Below are 17125 nucleotides of genomic sequence, written 5' to 3' on the forward strand. Positions count from 1 at the left end.
GGGGCGGTTCAATGGCCTACGCGGCCGCAGAAGCCTCTTTAGGTCGGCACAACCATGCTGATTTGACCGACAGAGTTTGAGCCAAGGCGGCGCGTTCGGTATCGCTCGCCTCATCGCCGTTCTCGATCCCGGTCAACCGTTCAAGGTCGATACCCGACGCCACCGCAACGTCGTGCGCCGAACGGCCTTCGGCCTGACGGAACGCACGGACCGGCGACATGCCACTAGCAACCGCTTCCTGCACGATTGCGGGAATGCCATCGAACTCTTCGATCATCGTACTAATCTCACATTAAGTCGACGAAAAACCACCCAGAGAGGGTTTGGTTCATATTAATGTGGAACGTTAAAAGGGCAGGAGACTCGCGTTAACGAATTGGAAAGGATGTGCAGTGTCCGATTTCAGCAAGACTATCGCCGCTGCCATCCGCACCAAGCAGAACCAGGAATGTCTTCAGTCACAGTCCGCATTCCGCGCGCCCGTCGCCGACGAGCGCTTCCCGATCCTGCTTCGCCAGCTCGATACGGCCAAGCGCAAGGCGGCTTGAGCCGTTCTGCGACTCAGGCTTCAGGCATACTGTCAACCGATATGTGAACTTTACGCGCTGTCCTGACGTTTACCGGTCAATCAGATGGGAAACCACCATGCGCAGACTGACCCGAGACCAAGACGTTGCCGCGCCTGAGCTGCCGTTCCTGGTGCGCCAACTGCCGCTGATCCTGACGCTGCTTTTTATTGCGGGCCTGCACGAACCGCTCACCCGTGGCCTTGCTCCGCAGATCGAGTATGTGAGCGCGCTCGCCGGCAGCGAACCCACGACATACGAGGTGCCGGCCTCTACGCCCGCTGGCAACGGCAGCCTGATCGAGAACCCGGCGCGGTTGGCCCCGCAGTCCGACCTCATCAGCATCTAAGGGCATGGCGAAAGAGGCTCGCATCGTCTGCGAAGTCCCGATCGTCGCCAGCGCCGGCACTGGCACCCGGATCGTCGCGAGCGAAGACGGCGAACTGTTCCACGTCTTCCATCGGCCCTCGGCCGAGCGCGATTTACTGACCCCGCAGCAAACCTTCAACCTGCCTGGCGCGCTCGAGACGGCGCGTAAAGTGCTTGCCGGCAATCCGCTGGCCTCGACGGCGCCAGAGACGCTGCGCATTCTCGCGGCCGCCGTGATGATCGGTGCGGCGACAGATCCCCATGCGGTCCTCGCCGCCCCGTCTGACGACGGCGCGCAGGAGAGAGAAGAGGAAGGGCGAGCTGGCTGAGCAGCTCGATAGGAGAGAGGGACCTTTCTCCGGCTCGCTCGGGAGCTTCCTCCGATGGACCGTATCAGCATCTACGACCGCGTCACCAACCAGATCATCGCCGACCTCGAGCAGGGCGTCATGCCCTACGTCAAACCGTGGAAGGATGGCATCGGCCGCGTCGGCTTCGCGTTCCCGGCCAACGCCACGACCGAGAAGACCTATTCCGGCATCAACACGCTGATCCTGTGGTGCGCGGGCTCCGCTATGGATTACCCGACCCAGCGCTGGCTGACTTTCAAGCAGGCCCAGGCCGCCGGCGGGTGCGTGCGCAAGGGTGAGAAGGGCGAGACCATCGTGCGCGCCTCGACCTTCGTTCCGAAGGACGAGAAGAAGTCGGCGCGCGACGAGGACCGCGATCCCGCCGCCATTCCCTTCCTGAAGGCCTACACCGTCTTCAACGTCGACCAGTGCGACGGCCTCGATGCCGAAGTGATGGGGAGCGTCGCGGACGAGACGGAAGAGCCTGCCATCGATCTTCCGATCAACGCCGCGGCCGAACACACGATCGCCGCCTCCGGCGTCAGGATCGTCGCCCATCCCGACAAGGCTTTCTACCGCCCGGCTGACGATGTCATCGCCATGCCGCCGATGCGCGCCTTCCATGAGCCCATCAACTACTACCGGACGATCTTGCATGAGCTGGCTCACGCCAGCGGTGCTTCCCAACGTCTCGATCGGCTCCCCAAGTTCGCCCGCTTCGGCTCCGAAGCCTATGCACGCGAAGAACTCTGTGCGGAAATCGCCAGCGGCTTCCTTTGCGCGGCGCACAAGATCGTGCCGACCATCCAGCACGCCAGCTACGTGGATAGCTGGTTGAAGGTCCTGAAAGGCGACAATCGGGCGATCTTCACCGCGGCCTCGCACGCGCAGAAGGCCGCCGACTGGATCCTCGATCGGGCGGCGGAAGCAAACGAGCCGTCAGGGTTGCGCCACGCCGCCTGACGGCCAAACTGTCGTGACTTCATATCCAGCGCCCTGTCGCCGATACTGGCGACAGGGCGCTTTTCATTGCCAGCACAGGGAGGGACCATGCCCGACGTCTCCGTCTTCACGGTCGAAAGCCAGGCGGCCGCAGACGCCTACATCGAAGAGATCCTTGCCAGCCCGACATGCAGCCATTGGCTGCGCGTTGCCTTGCAAAGCGCGCTTGAGTGCGATCCCGTCGACGCCGCCAACGACGCCGAAGCGCTCTCGCTGATCCTTCAGGTTCGCGCCGCCGCGATCCTGAACGAGGCTTCGCGTAAGCTGAAGTAGCCGTTCAGGAACGGTCTTTGCCCGAAGCTCCCGCCTTCTTTCGAAGCTTGTCGTTGATCTCAGGAGGGGGATTGAACGCCGTCAGCGGGACGTTGAGCAGCTCGGCCGCCAGAATAACCCGTGCGATGGGAATGCGGTTCTTGCCGGTCTCGTAGCGGTAATACTGCTGGCGGCTGGTCAACGTGTAGTTGGCCAGGTCCTCCACCATGACGCCACGCTCCTCTCGCAACTCGCGCAATCTCATGCCGACGAAGAGGTCGTATTCGTCCAGCAGTTCGAGACCCATGGGCGCCCTCATTGTCCTTTCGTTCCGGCAAGTCCTGAGCAACAAAGAGTCTATCTGAGGGCGCGCCGCCATCCCGCGTCCTTCGCTTCCTGTTCGTTGCAGAACAGACGCTCGCCACGCGACTCGTCGATGCGAACGCGGTCATAATCCATTTGCCCCGGTAAATGGTAGATGCGGCCGTTGCGGCTGATATTGCCTTTGATCGCACACTCGCTGGCCAGCAGCGCCTCGTCACGTTCCGCCTCGAAACGCGCCTGACGCCGAGAGTCCCGCCATTCCCAGGGCTTGTCAAACGATCCCTGCCAAAGTCCCCGCCCTGCCGCACGCGCGTCGGCCTCGTAGCCTCCATAGCGCCCGTCGCTATAGCGCACGAACTCGAGTGCCCATCCCGAAGCCACCATGGAGCCGTTGATGTCCGTCTCGCCGACCTTGCAGACGGCGAGGAAGCGATCGTAGCCGTCCCGGCCATTGGCCTCGCACGTCACAACGCTTGCCTCCGGTATCATCTTCTTGAGGACGTCGGTGGCGACGATCCCACAATCATAGGCGCTCCCACGGGCATTCTGGCAGCTCTGGCCGAATTCCGGCGCGTCGATGAAGTTCAGCCGGATGTTGTTCTCCACGCCCTCGATCGCGATCGTATCGCCATCGATGACGCGCGCCGGTCCCGACAGCGTTTGCGCCAGAGCGCCGCTCGCCCCGAGCCCGAGCGTCAATCCAAGGCTGAGAGCGATGCGTTTCAACCGTCTTTCTCCTTTTCTGGCCTACCGGCCCGACAGCGGGCCGATCCGCTCGCGTATGGCATCCGGTTCGATCCGGGCATTCTCCCGAAACCGAACGACCCGGTACTGGCCCTGCGCCAGCAACCGGTCGCGCGCCGCATCGTGCTTGGCGTCGTGCGATTTGTCGTCGAGCTCGACCAGCACTTCGACATTGCCGCTCACCAGATCGATGATCGCGAAGTCCACGATCTTCTGCGCGACTTGTGAGCGTGAATAGGCCCACGCTTTTCGGTTCAGCCCTTTGCGCGGCTTCAACAGCGCGCCCATCGCGACCTGCGGCGCGATGTCGGCATCGGGAAACGCCGCTCGCAGTTGCCGATAGAAATTCTTCTCCGGCTGCGTCATCAGCGTCTTGCGCTCGAGCAGAGCGTTGCGCTCGCTTCCGCGCGACCATTCCTTCAAGACGGCAAGGACGACCCACAGAACGAAAAGTCCGGCGGCATAAGGCCAGTAAGCTGCCAACGACTGATCCATAATGCCCCCGAACGTGACCGATATTGCGAGCCAATACAACGGAGAGGGCCAAGAAAGGGAAGCCCGACGGGCGGGCTCCCATGGGGAGAGAGTGGCTCTTCCTGGCTCGTTCAAAGGGTCATGACATGCTCAGACAGTACCACCCGCAGCGGTCTCGCACCGAGCTGATCGGCGGCTTTCCTCGCTCTGTCGGCACCATTCCGATCGGCTCGATCTTCCATATCGGCCGTGAGCGCGGCCTTGGCCGCGCCGGCAAGTGCATCGTGCGCGCCTGGCACCCGAGAGTCGTACCCACAGAATTGGCGCGCGGCCTATGGGTCGATCGCCCTTGCGCCCGCTTCGGCCACCTTGCCACCGTCGAGCATCTGGCGAGCGGCCGCCAGTTCCAGCTTGCCGACCATCACATCCGTCGTGCCCTCGGGGCCGACGATGAATGAGAGGAAGAGAAAGGGAAGCCCGTGCGACGGGCTTGAAGCGAGAGAGATCGGCTCTCTGCGGCCCGTCGGAGATCCGTCCGATGACCATCCACGTCGCACACACCGCTTACGCCGCCGCCTTCGCCCGCGAGAACGCCTGCCTCCATAGCCAATGGCAGAGCTTCGTCTTCGTCGTCGCCGATGCGCTCACCCGCATGACCGGGGAGACCTGGACGCTAGGCGACCACAACGAGTTGACGGTCGGGCCGCACAGCGCGACCTGGACCATTCAGCGCGGCGACGGCTTCGTCCTGAAGGTCTCGGCGCACGGCAATCGCGGCGTTGCTACCATGCACCGCCAGAACGAACGCCGGGACATCATCGCCAACGGCAACGCCGTCGCCCCCATGTTCATGAAGCTACCGATCCATCACTTCGATCGCTTCGGCGATGCGGATGCGATCGCCGAGGATCTCATTGCGATCGTCATCGAGCCGTCCGAGCCGTTCCACGGCAAGCTCGTGGAAATGCGCGAGAAGCGCGCGCGTCTCGGCCGACACCTCGATCAGCACAGCGCCAAACTCGGCGAGATCCTCGATAACCCCGCCGTCGACCCGGCCGACGACAGCGGGCGAACCCATCTCGTCGCTAAAGGCCATATCTTCGGCCGCGTTCGTCTCGGTCGTGGCGGCTCCGGCACGCTGGAGCTTTCCGGTCTCAGCGACAGCCAGATCGTCGCGATCTCCCGGATCGTCGCCGACGAGACCGAGGAGGCGCGGTGATGCGGTTCCACCGATGGCGCCGTGTCGAGCCCTACGTCGATACCCCGCGCAAACGGGCGGCATTCGAGCGCTCGAAGCGCAACAAACGCGAGAAGCTGCCACTCCTGGCCGAGCTGATCGCCGAGACCCAGCATGACGTCGAGACCGAGATGGCGCGGCGAGCGGCGTGGTGGCCGCGATCGCAACAGGAAACCCGCGACCGTCGTGCCGCCAAATGGCGGGAGGCCCGTCGCCGCCTGTTCGCCCATGGCGACAACATGCGGGCAACATTGCGCGCCCTCTGGCGCGAGTGCCCGTATCCCGCCGATCCGGCTTACCTCCTCGATCTGTTCCTCCAGATCGACGTCGGCCGCTTCGATGTCGATCGCCCATCCTGGCGCTTCCATGCGCCGATCCGGCCTCGCATGACGCCAGATGCGACCCGCTTCGACGAGGCGTTCAAGCAGATCGGGCAGGCCAAGGTAGGCGGCGGGCCGGAAACGCTTCCCGCTGATCGCTTCACCTTCATCGGCAATCTGGGCAACGGGCTTCTGATCCTGACCTCAACCGTCCGCCTGATCTAGCCGAACGAGAGCTTCTACACGCCCTCGAACATGCGCTTGCGCGACAGTTTCGTCGGTCGAAGCGGGCATTTCGTCGACATCGAGGTCAACCCCGGGTGCTGCGATCACGACCTTGCTGCCATTCGGCAACTCGCCGAGGCAGCAGATACGCGGCCCGTGCGCGTGCGTCGCGCCAAGGTCCGAACCGGGTTCGAATAGCCTGACAGCCAGCGCTGATCCATGTTACATGGATATCATGGATGGAGAACGCTCATGCGCAGTTTCAGCACCGCCGATCTGAACAAACAGGTCGGAGAAATCACCAATGCCGCCGGCAAGGAACCGGTGTTCATCACCCGGCACCGCAAGCCGCGCTACGTCCTGATGAGCATCGACCATTACCATGAACTGACCGGACAGCCGGACCCACGCCGCGCATTCACGCTGGAGACCATGCCCGCCGACATCGAGGCCGGGCTGCTCGCGGCCGCCGATGCCTACCAGCGGGAGCATGGTGGTGAGTGACGACCGGCCAGAAACCGGTCTTGTCGTCCGGTACAATTTCCTCTGGCCGCGCGAACATGATCGCGGCGAACGCGAGGGGCGCAAATCCCGTCCCGTTTGCCTCGTCGTTCCGCTGAACGTGCCCGAGCGTACCGTCGTCGTGTTCCCGATCACGCGGCAGCCGCCGACACCCGGCCGCATTGCAGTTGAGATCCCCGAGACCGAGCGTAGGCGCCTTCGTCTGCCGGGCAATCAGCGCTCCTGGGTCATGCTCGACGAAAGCAATGGCGACGTCATGCCCGGTTCATTCCATCTCGAGCCGCTGAGCTACGATCCGGTGGTGACAGCCTATGGCCGCTTTTCTCCGCCCTTCATGTCGCGGGTCATGAAGGTTCTCGCCGACGCGATCCGCAACAAGCAGGTCCGCGTGGTCCCGCGCGAGCGCTGACCGAGTCTCGACCGGAACCGAACCGATCAGAGGAAGAGGAAGAGAAAGGGAAGCCCGCGTGACCGGCTTGAAGCTGGAGAGAGTGGCTTTCCACCAGGTCCGTGACGGAGCGATCCCATGGACCTTTCAACTTTCCCGACCCTTTCCGATCTCGACCGCGAGCAGCTTTCGCATGGCAGCGGCACGCTTCTGATTCTCGGCCCCCTCGGAGCGTGGACCTGCTTGTGGCCTGTCGGCTACGCGCATCGCGTCTCCGAGGACCGCAAGGACGGTCGGTCCGACGCTTTTCTCGCAGCGGCCGAAGCTGCGGATATCATCATCGTCGACGCACGATCCTGCGACTTCGACGACTTCATCGCCCACACGATCCATTCGCCCTTGCCAGCCATCGGCCACTTCGCGGCTCAGAAGATCGCGTTCGAAGACCCGAATGCGCTCGGGTGGATCTCTGCCGCCGACCACGCTCGCAGCTTTGAAGCGATCGGCGCCCGCATCATCAACGCCGATGCAGATGCGGTGGAACAGTCCCAGACATGATCGTCAGCCGAAAGGACGGAACGCTTTTCGTTCCGTCCTTTCGTTGCGTCGGGATATGCAGAGGAGCATATTCCAATATGCCACAAAGGATATTCACATGGCGCTCTATATCAAAGACGCGGACGTCGACGCCCTCGCGGACGAACTGAAGCGACTGACCAAAGCCCCGACCAAGGTCGAGGCTGTTCGCGCTTCACTCCAACGCAGCGTCGAAGAGGCTCGCGCACGCCTCCCGATCCGTCAACGCCTGGCCAAGACCCTCGCCATGTCGAAGGCCGCCGGCCCCTACGCGCCCGGCGACCACAAGGCTGAAACCGATGCGATGTGGGGGGACGACTGATGCTGTTCATTGACGCTTCCGTCATCGTCGCCATTCTGGCGGACGAGGCGGACGAGGCGGACGGAGAGACCCTGCTTGACCGTCTGGAGGCTGATGGGGGCCCTTTCCTCGTTTCGGCCGTCTCTCGCTTCGAGGCAGTCCTCGCGATCGGGGGGCGCATGTCGCGTGCCCGCTCCGCCGAGGGACCGATGTCGCCCGACGACATCGAAACAGCTCGACAGATCGTCGACGAGTTCGTTTCCGAGATGGAAGCCACGGAGGTCCGGATCAGTGGTGACATCACCGAGAAGGCCATCGATGCGGCCTCGCGTTTTGGAAAGGTCGTCGGCCATCCTGCCAGATTGAATATGGGCGATTGCTTCGCTTACGCCTGTGCGCGCGGCCATCGCGCGCGCTTGGCGTTCAAAGGAGACGATTTCCCCCACACCGACATGGGCTGGGATAGCAATGGAAGCTCCCTGCCGAGCCGGAGGCGACCATGACCGAGACCGACTTCGCCGAATACGACGATCGTGCGCTCGCTGCTGCGATCGAGGCCTAGCAACGCGCCTGTGAGGCGAGCCGGCTCGAGGCGCATATCGATGTTGCGGATCGCATCCGAAACCAGCTCCTTGGCGAGAAGCTGCGACGCGACCGTCTATCGCAGTAGGGCCGCGGTCCGGGTTCAGAGAGAGGAAGAGGAAGGGGAGCCCGAATGACGGGCTCCAAGGGAGAGAGAGGCTTTCCCGGCTCGTCGCTAACCGGAGACATCCGATGAAGACGACCACCATCCGCAAGATTACCCTTTCGCAGCTCGCCATGAGCTTCAAGAACGTTCGCACTGTTCAGCCGAGCGAAGCCGAGGACGCCATGCTGGAGGCCTCGATCGCCGCCCATGGACTCGAGCAGAACATCGGCGTCGAGGCCGCCGCCGACAATCTCTTCCTCGTCGTCTATGGCGGCCGCCGCTACCGCGCGCTTGCCAGCCTCTGCGCCAAGGGTGTCATCGACGGCGACTACAAGGTGCCATGCCGCATCATGGACGAGGACGAGGCGATCGAAGCCTCGATTGCCGAGAACGTCGCGCGCGTTCCCATGCACCCCGCCGACGAGTTCGATGCCTTCGCCAAGCTCATCGAGAACGGCGCCAGCGAACGCGACGTCGCCGATCGCTTCGGGGTCGCGCTGGCCCACGTCCAGAAGCGTATGAAGCTTGCCCGCGTTTCCCCGAGGATCCTCGACCGCTATCGCCAGGGCGAAATGACGCTGGAGGCGCTGACCGCCTTCACCCTCACGCCGTGCCACGACAAGCAGATCGAGGTGCTGGCTCGCGTCGAGCACATGCTGAACGCGACGTGGGGCGATACGCCCGGGACCATCCGCCGTATGCTGACCGAAACTTCGGTGCGCGCCGACGGGCGCCTCGGCAGCTTCGTCGGCGTGGAAGCCTACGAGGCCGCAGGCGGCAAGGTCACGCGCGACCTCTTCTCCACCACAACCACCTGCTACCTGGACGATGCCGGCCTTCTCGAACGGCTTGCTCAGGACAAGCTTGCCGGCGAAGCGACCAAGCTCGAAGGCGAATGGCGCTGGGTGGAACCCATGCTCGAGATGTCGTGGTCCCATGCGCAGAGCTTCGCGCGCGTCTATCCCGACCAGATCCCGGCCGAAGACGATCCGGAGCTTGTCGAAGAGTTGGTCAAGATCGAAGCCCGGATCGATGAACTCGAGGACCGCGCCGACGAGAACGAGGCCGATGTCGAGGAGTACGAGACACTCTACGCTCGCAAGGAGGAAATCGATGCCGTTCTCGGTCAGCCGACCTATGTCTACAGCGCTGACGCTCGTGCCATCTCCGGCGTCATCCTGACGCTCGATCATGCCGGCGAACTGAAGGCCGAGTGCGGCTTCGTCCGCCCCGAAGACCTTCCCAAGGAAGAGACGACCGCCGACACCGAGACCACCGCCAGCGCTGATCCGGCTTCCGGACTGGACACCGACGAAACCGCGGATGACGGCGAGGGCGCCGAGCCGCCTGTCGCGGCTACTCCGCTGCGCATCGTGCCGGCCCGTCCCGTCACCAGCGCACACGTCGGCAGCGACGGCAAGGTCGACGCGCCGCAGACCGTCGCGCTCAGGCAAGCGGGCCTGTCGGCCGCGCTGGCCGACGATCTGAGGGCGATCCGTCACCAGACCATGCAGGCGCACCTTCAGGTCGATTTCGACGTCTCGTTCGACCTTGTCGTCTATACGATGTGCCTCGACGCCTTCCGGTCCTTCTATGCGCCCAAGCCGCTCGACATGAAGCTGACAGCGCCGATGACGCACGCCTCGAAGGAGCATCTGGAGGGCACTGTCGCCGAGCGGATGATCGCGAAGTGCAAGGCCTCGCTCAATCTCGGCTGGATGGAGCTGCCAAGGCCGGACGACTTCAAGGCACTCAGCGCGCTGCATTTTGAGGAAAAGCAGGCCCTGTTCTGTTTTGCGACGGCCTTCAGCCTCAACCAGCAGCTCTCCGTCGACCACCATGCCAATCCGGTGATCGAAGAGGCCGGGCGTCGTTTGGACGTCGACGTCGCCTCGTGCTGGCGTCCGACATCCGCCAACTTCTTCAAGCGCACCACCAAGGATGTGATGATGGCGGCGGCACGCGAGACCATCAGCGATGCCTGGGCCGAAGAGCACAAGGGGCAGAAGAAGGGCCAGCTCGCCGACGCGATGGAAGCCGCGTTCTCCGAAGACGGCCGCAGCCGCGCCGGACTTCGCAAGGAGAGTGCCGAGCGGACCGCGCGCTGGTTGCCTGAAGGCATGAGCTTCGAAAGCGCCACCGCCACCGATACCAACGCCGATCCGACAACCTCGATCGAGGACATCGATCAGACGGAGCCGGTTGCGGATGTTGGAACCGACGAGGCTGACGACGCGGCCGATCCGTCCGACGACGATGAAGAGCTGCCGGCTTTCCTCACCGACCAGGCTGCTTAGCCTCTCAACCAGAGGTGAAGAAGGGGGCGCGAGCCCCCTTTTTCTATGTCCGATCATCATCGGGCGCCGACGAAGGGAAGAGTGAGAGAGAGGGGGGGCGAAGGCGAGCCTTCGCGAGATCGAGAGAGCGGAAGGCGACAAACCCTTCACCCTGGAGCTTTCCGATGAACCTTTTCGATGCGAACCCCGGCCTCTTCCTCGAACCCGCCAAGATCGAAACCCATCGCGCCATCTTTCAAGCCGCGACGGCGCTGTCCCGTATTCTGGAACAAGGCCGCAAGATCGACGCCAAGGTCCAGCGCCAGGTGATGGAGGCCACGTTCGGCGGATCCGACGCCGAAGGCCGGTGGACGTGGAAGGATGCCTACGAAGCCGGCGAGGTCGCCCAGCTCCTCTTCCTCAAGAAATTCGGCGCAGCCATGCGGCGCAAGACGCCCGAGGCCGCTGCCTATCTCGGCATGATCGAGCGCCTCGCCAGCCTCGTGCCGACCCAGACCAAGCGCTCGGAAGAGAGCGTTGCCCTTCAGCAGTTTTCGACACCGCTTCCACTCGCCTTCGCCGCGGCCGAGGCCGGCGCGATCGGCGAGGACGATCTTGTCCTCGAGCCGTCCGCCGGCACCGGTATGCTTGCGGTCTTTGCCCGCAACGCCGGTGCCTCGCTCGCCCTCAACGAATATGCCGAGACCCGCGCCGAGCTGCTCGCGCAGATCTTCGAGACCCGCAGCGTGACCCGTTTCGATGCCGCCACGATCCACGATCGGCTTGACGCCGCCGTGGTCCCCAGCGTCGTCATCATGAACCCGCCGTTCTCGGCCGCGCCGAAGGTCGACGGCCGCTACAAATCCGCCACCGTCCGGCATATCCGCTCCGCGCTGCTCCGTCTGGCGCCTAAAGGCCGTCTTGTCTGCATCACTGGATCGAGCTTTGCGCCGATGACCCCGGCTTGGCGGGACGCCTTCATCGAGCTTCAGTCCTTCGGACGTGTCGCGTTCTCAGCAACCATCGCCGGTTCCGCCTACGCCAAGCACGGCACCACGACCGAGACCCGCCTGACCGTCATCGACAAGATCGCCGCCGAGGATGCGGCCCACTTCCCCGACACCGTTCATGCCGACACCGCGGCCGACCTCCTCTCTCTCATCACAGCCCATTGTCCAGATCGAGCCGCCCCGGCCGCCTCGCGCCCTTCATCTCCCGTGCGCGCGCCTGTCGTTCAGAATTTGAAGAGCCTTCGCGAGCAGGCCAAGGCCGAAACCCGCGAGCTTGAGCTTGCTCGCTCGCGCCACAAGCTCGACGGGATCGCGCATGGCCCGGTCGAGTACCTGCCGCGCGCCTGGTCGCCGACCACCACCGCGCTGACCGCCTCCCTGTACGAACCCTACGAGGTTCAGACCATCTCGATCGAGGGTGCAGGCGAACATCCTACGCAACTCGTCCAATCGGCCGCCATGGCGTCCGTCGCCCCGCCGCTTCCGACCTACCAGCCGGTCCTTCCGACCGTCTTGCTGACGGGCGGCCTTCTTTCCGAAGCCCAAATCGAGACCATCGTCTATGCCGGCGAGTCCCACGCGAAGTTCCTGAAGGGCGAGTGGACCAACGATGCCGAGAACGGCCACCTGATCCGTGCCGTGCTCGGCGAAGGCTTCAAGCTTCGTCAGGGCTTCTTTCTCGGCGATGGCACCGGCTGCGGCAAGGGCCGCCAGGTCGCCGGCATCATCCTCGACAACTGGCTCCAGGGACGGCGCAAAGCCGTCTGGCTGTCGAAGTCCGACAAGCTCATCGAGGACGCGCAACGCGACTGGACAGCGCTTGGCGGTGCCGCGTCCGACATCGTCCCCCTGTCTCGTTTCAAGCAGGGCTCGGAGGTCCGTCTCAACGAGGGCATCCTGTTCGTCACCTACGCGACCCTCCGCTCCGCCGAGCGTCAGCATGGTGAGACCGTGAAGGCCAGTCGATTGACCCAGGTCACTGACTGGCTCGGTGCTGAGTTCGAAGGCGTCATCGCCTTCGACGAGGCGCACGCCATGGCGAATGCCGGCGGGGGCAAGTCTGACCGCGGCGAGGTGAAACCCTCGCAACAGGGCAAAGCCGGGCTCCTTCTTCAGGACGCCGTGCCGGGTGCCCGCGTCGTCTACGTCTCCGCGACCGGCGCCACCGAAGTCGGCAATCTCGCCTACGCTTCGCGTCTTGGCCTTTGGATGACCGGCGACTTTCCCTTCTCCACGCGGGCTGACTTTGTCGCCTCGATGGAGGCGGGCGGCATCGCTGCCATGGAGGTCATCTCACGCGATCTGAAGGCGCTTGGCCTCTACACCGCCCGTTCGGTGTCCTACGAAGGCGTCGAGTACGAGATGCTCGTCCACGAGCTGACGCCGGCTCAGATCGGCATCTACGACAGCTACGCCGACGCCTTCCAGATCATCCACTCCCATCTCGACAAGGCGATGGAGGCGGCCGGGATCACCAGTGCCGAGGGCACGATGAACGCTCAGGCCAAGAGCGCGGCGCGCTCGGCCTTCGAGTCCAACAAGCAGCGCTTCTTCCAGCACCTGATCTGCGCCATGAAGTGCCCCAGCCTCATCAAGGCGATCGAGGGCGACGTCGAAGCCGGGCACTCGTCCGTCATCCAGGTCGTGTCGACGTCCGAGGCGCTCATGGAGCGCCGTCTGGCCGAGATCCCGGCATCGGAATGGGGCGACCTCACCGTCGACGTCACCCCGCGCGAATACGTGCTCGACTATCTCGCCCATTCCTTTCCCACCCAGCTCTTCGAGCCCTACACCGACGAGGACGGCAATCTGCGGTCCAAGCCGGTGATGGACGAGGACGGCAACCCGGTCTTCTGCCGAGAGGCCGAAGAGGCCCGCGACGCGATGATCGAGCACCTTGGCTCCCTCGCTCCGGTCCAGTCCGCACTCGACCAGCTCATCTGGCATTTTGGCACCGACACCGTCGCCGAGGTGACGGGCCGCTCGCGCCGCGTCGTCAAGACGACGGACGGCAAGCTGAAGGTGGCCAACCGTCCGGCATCCTCGAACCTGTCGGAGACCTCTGCCTTCCAGAACGACGACAAGCGCGTTCTGATCTTCTCCGACGCCGGCGGCACCGGACGCTCCTATCACGCGGACCTCGCGGCCAAGAACCAGCGCCTGCGTGTGCATTATCTCCTCGAGCCGGGCTGGAGGGCCGACAACGCCATCCAGGGTCTCGGTCGCACCCATCGCACCAACCAGGCCCAGCCGCCGCTGTTTCGTCCCTGTGCCACCAACGTCCAGGGCGAGAAACGCTTCCTGTCCACGATCGCGCGCCGCCTCGATACGCTCGGCGCCATCACGCGCGGCCAGCGCCAGACGGGCGGGCAGGGCATGTTCCGCGCCGAGGACAATCTGGAATCCACCTACGCCAAGCTCGCGCTGCGTCGCTTCTTCGCCGCCCTTTACATGGGCGGCATCAAGGCGTGTTCGCTGTCCCGGTTCGAAGAAATGACCGGTCTCGATCTTCTCGATAGCGATGGGACACTGAAGGACGAGCTGCCCCCGATCTCCCGCTTCCTCAACCGCTGCCTTGCGTTGCGCATCGAGATGCAAAACGCCGTCTTCTCCGACTTCACCGAGATCCTCGACGGGATCGTCGAGGCGGCGATCGCCGGCGGCACCTTCGACGCCGGCCTGGAAACCCTGACGGCCGAAAGCTTCAAGATCGTTGAGCGAACCGACATCTTCGAGGCTGCTGCATCCGGTGCCAAGACGACCGCGCTGACCGTCGAGGAAACCCAGCGCAACCGGCCTCTGACCCTCGATGCCGTGCGTGAAATGGCGCGAGGCGTCTCCGACGCCCGGCTCCTCGTCAACGAGCAGTCCGGTCGCGCTGCGATCGAAATGCCGACCTCCGGGATCATGAACGATGACGGCGGGATCATCGAGCGCGTCCGCCTCTACCGGCCGATGGCGCGTGAGGCGATGACGCTTCTGGAAATGTCCGGCACGCACTGGAAGCCCGTTACCGACGAAGCGTTCGAGGCCGCCTGGAACGCGGAGATCGCATCGATCCCCGAGTTCTCCACGTCGCGCATCACCATCGTCTCGGGTCTTCTCCTGCCCATCTGGGACCGGCTACCCGAGGAAAACATGCGCGTTTATCGGCTCCAGAGCGATGACGGCGAGCGCGTCATCGGTCGCCTCGTGACCGTCGACCAGCTTTCCACGGTCTACGCCAAGCTCGGTCTCAACTGCACTGTCACCCTGACGGCCGAGGAAGCGCATACGGCGGTTATGGATCGCGCCAAGACGATCACGGTCGGGCACCAGCTCACCTTGCGCCGAAGCCGTGTCATGGACGCCGCGAGAATGGAGGTGTTAGGTTTCGATCCGGAAACCTTGAAGGTGCTCAAGTCTCTGGGATGCAAAACCGAGATCATCTCTTGGAAAACGCGGGCCTTCGTGCCGCTGATGGACCTGACGGTCCTGACGGCACTGCTGGATCAGTTCCAGCATCCCGCGAACCCCGAGAAGATCGCGGCCTGACCGAGGACGAAACGTCCTCGCGACCCATCCAGACAGAGCCAGAGGCAGGGAGCGGTTCCGCGAACGGTTCGGACACACAGTCCGGATCGCCTTCGCGCGAACGCTTTCGCGCCCAGCGCAGTAGAGGTTTCACAGCCATGCAATCCGCAACAGAGCTATCCCGTGATCTCGCCGGGAAGGCCGAGGCTTTCTGCCGATCCTACCTGCCGAACGGCAAGCTCGCCGGCGGCTATTGGAAAGTCGGCGACACGTCCGGCTCAGAAGGCCAGAGCCTGCAAATCCGCCTGATCGATATGTACGGCAAGAAGGCTGGTCGCTGGACCGACTATGCAACCGGCGAATACGGCGACCTCCTCGACATGATTTCGCATGTGAAGGGGCTCCACGACTTCGTCGAGATCGCCAACGAGGCGCGCAGCTTCCTCGGTCAGCCGGAGGTCCGCCGCATCGAGCCGACACGCTCGCTGCCCAAATTCGACACGGCGCCGAAGATCGAGCGCGCGCGCCGTCTCCTGACGATCGCCAGGCCGATCGCCGGGACGCCCGCCGAAGCCTATCTGCGCAACCGCGGCATCGAGCGCTTCGGAAAAGCCCTCTCCTATCATCCGGGCGTCTACTACAAGCCGCCAGACGGCGGCGACATGACCGCCGAGCCTGCCATGCTTGCGACCATCACCGACAACGGCGGCAACACCACCGGCGTCGCCCGCACCTGGCTCGACGTCGACCACGGGTCGCTGTCCTCTCTGGACGAACCGAAGCGCGTCATGGGCCGCCTCTACGGCAATGCCGTGCGCTTCGGCCAAAAAGACGGCGTCCTGGGCTGCGGGGAGGGGATCGAGACCATGCTGTCGGTCGGTTCCGTTCTGACCAAGCTGCCGATCGCGGCCTGCCTCACGGCGCCGCATCTCGGCCTCTTCGAGATCCCCGATCATGTCGGCGAGATCTGGATCTTCCGCGACCTCGACGAGGCTGGCGAAAAGGGGGCCAACACGCTCGCCGAACGGGCCATCGCCACGGGTCGAAAGGTCATCATCCACGAGCCGATCTACAACGACTTCAATGACGACCTCATCCGCTTCGGCACAGAAGCGCTCTTCAACCGAATGGAAGACGACTTCGGCCCCGTTGCCGAAGCGTTCCGCTAACGCTGCGAGGCCGACACCATGACCGGATTCTATTGCAAAACCTGCCGCCGGACATCTTCATCCGCCAAGCACCGCATTGACCGATGCCCCGCCTGCGGCGGCCCGACGATCGACCTTGACCGTTCTCGAGCCCTTGCCGCACGCAACGACGCCTTCCGCCGCCAGCTCGCGATGGGGTGGTCCTCAACCTGCCCCGCCGGCGAAGTGATTGTGACACCCGATGTCGCTGCCCTCGGCCATACAATGGAGAGCCTGATCCTGCGATCGATCGGGCTCCGCACCACGTTCCCTCGAGACGAACCTGATACCGAACATGCCGTCGGCGTTGGCCGCATCGGCGACAAAGCGTTCGATTGGACTATTAGCGTCGAATCCAAACCAAATAGCCATCGGGTCGATGATCGCTTCACTCGGCGAACCCTTTCCGTACGGCTGCTATCGCACCCCTAAAGGGAGAATTGCGTTCAGAGCCGCACTTTCCAGGCTTGTCCGCTTCTGTCTAAGCGCTTGCCTCGTAGAAACAGACCTCGGCACGCCCCGCAAGCGGGGCCGCGCTCTAGTCGACCATGAAGGTCGACCAAGCCTCTGCACATCATTCTCCCTGCGGCCAGGTACGCCGGAAGCGTCTCGTCCCGAGCCGCCCACGGGCGCGGCCGCATGGTCACCTGACGCGCACAGTCTTGTCCCTCCGGGCTAGGTGTTTAGTCCCGCAGTGTGATGGCGTATCATTGACCTTCAAAGAGAGGGAAGCGCTATGGGCCAGGTTCTTCACGGCAGCGCCAAGACCACGCACGCCGTTCGAGCAGAACTACAGCGATC

21 protein-coding genes are annotated in these 17125 nt (G+C 63.9%); 17 read left to right on the forward strand and 4 right to left on the reverse strand.

The features are described from left to right. Positions 1-16: 16 nt before the first annotated feature. A complete protein-coding gene (locus tag DYI37_RS19215) occupies positions 17-277 on the reverse strand; it encodes a helix-turn-helix domain-containing protein (protein WP_116684892.1) in 261 nt (86 codons plus the stop codon). 115 nt (positions 278-392) lie between these two features. Between DYI37_RS19215 and DYI37_RS20085 the strand changes: the two genes are divergently transcribed. From DYI37_RS20085 to DYI37_RS19235, 5 genes are all read left to right on the forward strand, one after another. Continuing rightward, a complete protein-coding gene (locus tag DYI37_RS20085; protein WP_158555230.1) occupies positions 393-548 on the forward strand; it encodes a hypothetical protein in 156 nt (51 codons plus the stop codon). A gap of 97 nt (positions 549-645) precedes the next feature. After that, positions 646-915, forward strand: coding sequence for a hypothetical protein (locus DYI37_RS19220; protein ID WP_116684893.1), 270 nt, complete (start codon positions 646-648; stop codon positions 913-915). A gap of 4 nt (positions 916-919) precedes the next feature. After that, positions 920-1264, forward strand: coding sequence for a hypothetical protein (locus DYI37_RS19225; RefSeq protein ID WP_116684894.1), 345 nt, complete (start codon positions 920-922; stop codon positions 1262-1264). A 54-nt stretch (positions 1265-1318) separates the two neighbouring features. Then, on the forward strand, positions 1319-2248 hold the full coding sequence (locus DYI37_RS19230; protein ID WP_116684895.1) for an ArdC family protein: 930 nt from the start codon (positions 1319-1321) through the stop codon (positions 2246-2248). A gap of 87 nt (positions 2249-2335) precedes the next feature. Continuing rightward, entirely contained in the window at positions 2336-2560 is a 225-nt protein-coding gene (locus DYI37_RS19235) for a hypothetical protein (protein ID WP_116684896.1), read from the forward strand. A 4-nt stretch (positions 2561-2564) separates the two neighbouring features. On the opposite strand, the gene DYI37_RS19240 is transcribed toward DYI37_RS19235, so the two are convergent. From DYI37_RS19240 to DYI37_RS19250, 3 genes are read right to left on the reverse strand one after another with little or no spacing between them, the layout of a single operon-like run. Further along, positions 2565-2846, reverse strand: a complete 282-nt coding sequence (locus DYI37_RS19240; protein WP_158555231.1) for a helix-turn-helix domain-containing protein — start codon at positions 2844-2846, stop codon at positions 2565-2567. A 50-nt stretch (positions 2847-2896) separates the two neighbouring features. After that, a complete protein-coding gene (locus DYI37_RS19245; protein WP_158555232.1) occupies positions 2897-3562 on the reverse strand; it encodes a thermonuclease family protein in 666 nt (221 codons plus the stop codon). 48 nt (positions 3563-3610) lie between these two features. After that, positions 3611-4141 (reverse strand): DUF2726 domain-containing protein, encoded by a 531-nt coding sequence (locus DYI37_RS19250; protein ID WP_147307960.1) that lies wholly within the window; start codon positions 4139-4141, stop codon positions 3611-3613. 86 nt (positions 4142-4227) lie between these two features. Here DYI37_RS19250 and DYI37_RS19255 point away from each other — a divergent pair, with 86 nt between their 5' ends. The 12 genes from DYI37_RS19255 (at position 4228) to DYI37_RS19845 (ending at position 16756) form a co-directional block, all read left to right on the forward strand. Beyond that, positions 4228-4539, forward strand: a complete 312-nt coding sequence (locus tag DYI37_RS19255; protein ID WP_147307961.1) for a hypothetical protein — start codon at positions 4228-4230, stop codon at positions 4537-4539. An 80-nt stretch (positions 4540-4619) separates the two neighbouring features. Continuing rightward, positions 4620-5300, forward strand: coding sequence for a hypothetical protein (locus DYI37_RS19260; RefSeq protein WP_116684901.1), 681 nt, complete (start codon positions 4620-4622; stop codon positions 5298-5300). Then, entirely contained in the window at positions 5300-5863 is a 564-nt protein-coding gene (locus tag DYI37_RS19265; RefSeq protein ID WP_245414012.1) for a hypothetical protein, read from the forward strand. The genes DYI37_RS19260 and DYI37_RS19265 overlap by 1 nt, the downstream gene beginning before the upstream one ends. A 252-nt stretch (positions 5864-6115) precedes the next feature. Continuing rightward, positions 6116-6367 carry a type II toxin-antitoxin system Phd/YefM family antitoxin gene (locus DYI37_RS19270; RefSeq protein ID WP_116684902.1) on the forward strand — a complete coding sequence of 84 codons (252 nt, stop codon included), beginning with the start codon at positions 6116-6118 and terminating at the stop codon, positions 6365-6367. Beyond that, on the forward strand, positions 6360-6794 hold the full coding sequence (locus tag DYI37_RS19275; protein WP_199520220.1) for a hypothetical protein: 435 nt from the start codon (positions 6360-6362) through the stop codon (positions 6792-6794). The genes DYI37_RS19270 and DYI37_RS19275 overlap by 8 nt, the downstream gene beginning before the upstream one ends. 117 nt (positions 6795-6911) lie before the next feature. Beyond that, positions 6912-7331 carry a hypothetical protein gene (locus DYI37_RS19280; protein ID WP_116684904.1) on the forward strand — a complete coding sequence of 140 codons (420 nt, stop codon included), beginning with the start codon at positions 6912-6914 and terminating at the stop codon, positions 7329-7331. A gap of 97 nt (positions 7332-7428) precedes the next feature. Then, positions 7429-7671, forward strand: coding sequence for a type II toxin-antitoxin system VapB family antitoxin (locus DYI37_RS19285; RefSeq protein WP_116684905.1), 243 nt, complete (start codon positions 7429-7431; stop codon positions 7669-7671). Then, positions 7671-8153 carry a type II toxin-antitoxin system VapC family toxin gene (locus DYI37_RS19290; RefSeq protein WP_116684906.1) on the forward strand — a complete coding sequence of 161 codons (483 nt, stop codon included), beginning with the start codon at positions 7671-7673 and terminating at the stop codon, positions 8151-8153. Before DYI37_RS19285 ends, DYI37_RS19290 begins: the two co-directional genes overlap by 1 nt. A gap of 271 nt (positions 8154-8424) precedes the next feature. After that, a complete protein-coding gene (locus DYI37_RS19295; protein WP_116684907.1) occupies positions 8425-10635 on the forward strand; it encodes a ParB/RepB/Spo0J family partition protein in 2211 nt (736 codons plus the stop codon). Between the two features lie 164 nt (positions 10636-10799). Beyond that, the gene (locus DYI37_RS19300) at positions 10800-15158 is read left to right on the forward strand and encodes a strawberry notch family protein (RefSeq protein WP_116684908.1); all 4359 of its coding nucleotides are present in this window, start codon (positions 10800-10802) and stop codon (positions 15156-15158) included. Positions 15159-15295: 137 nt separating this feature from the next. Further along, complete coding sequence (locus tag DYI37_RS19305) at positions 15296-16306, forward strand: DUF7146 domain-containing protein (RefSeq protein ID WP_158555233.1); 1011 nt, start codon at positions 15296-15298, stop codon at positions 16304-16306. 18 nt (positions 16307-16324) lie between these two features. Beyond that, positions 16325-16756: a hypothetical protein gene (locus tag DYI37_RS19845; protein ID WP_147307962.1), complete on the forward strand. Its 432-nt coding sequence runs from the start codon at positions 16325-16327 to the stop codon at positions 16754-16756. The last annotated feature ends 369 nt before the right edge of the window (positions 16757-17125 follow it).

Origin of the sequence: Fulvimarina endophytica (assembly GCF_003403015.1) — a bacterium.
Classification (GTDB): domain Bacteria; phylum Pseudomonadota; class Alphaproteobacteria; order Rhizobiales; family Rhizobiaceae; genus Fulvimarina; species Fulvimarina endophytica.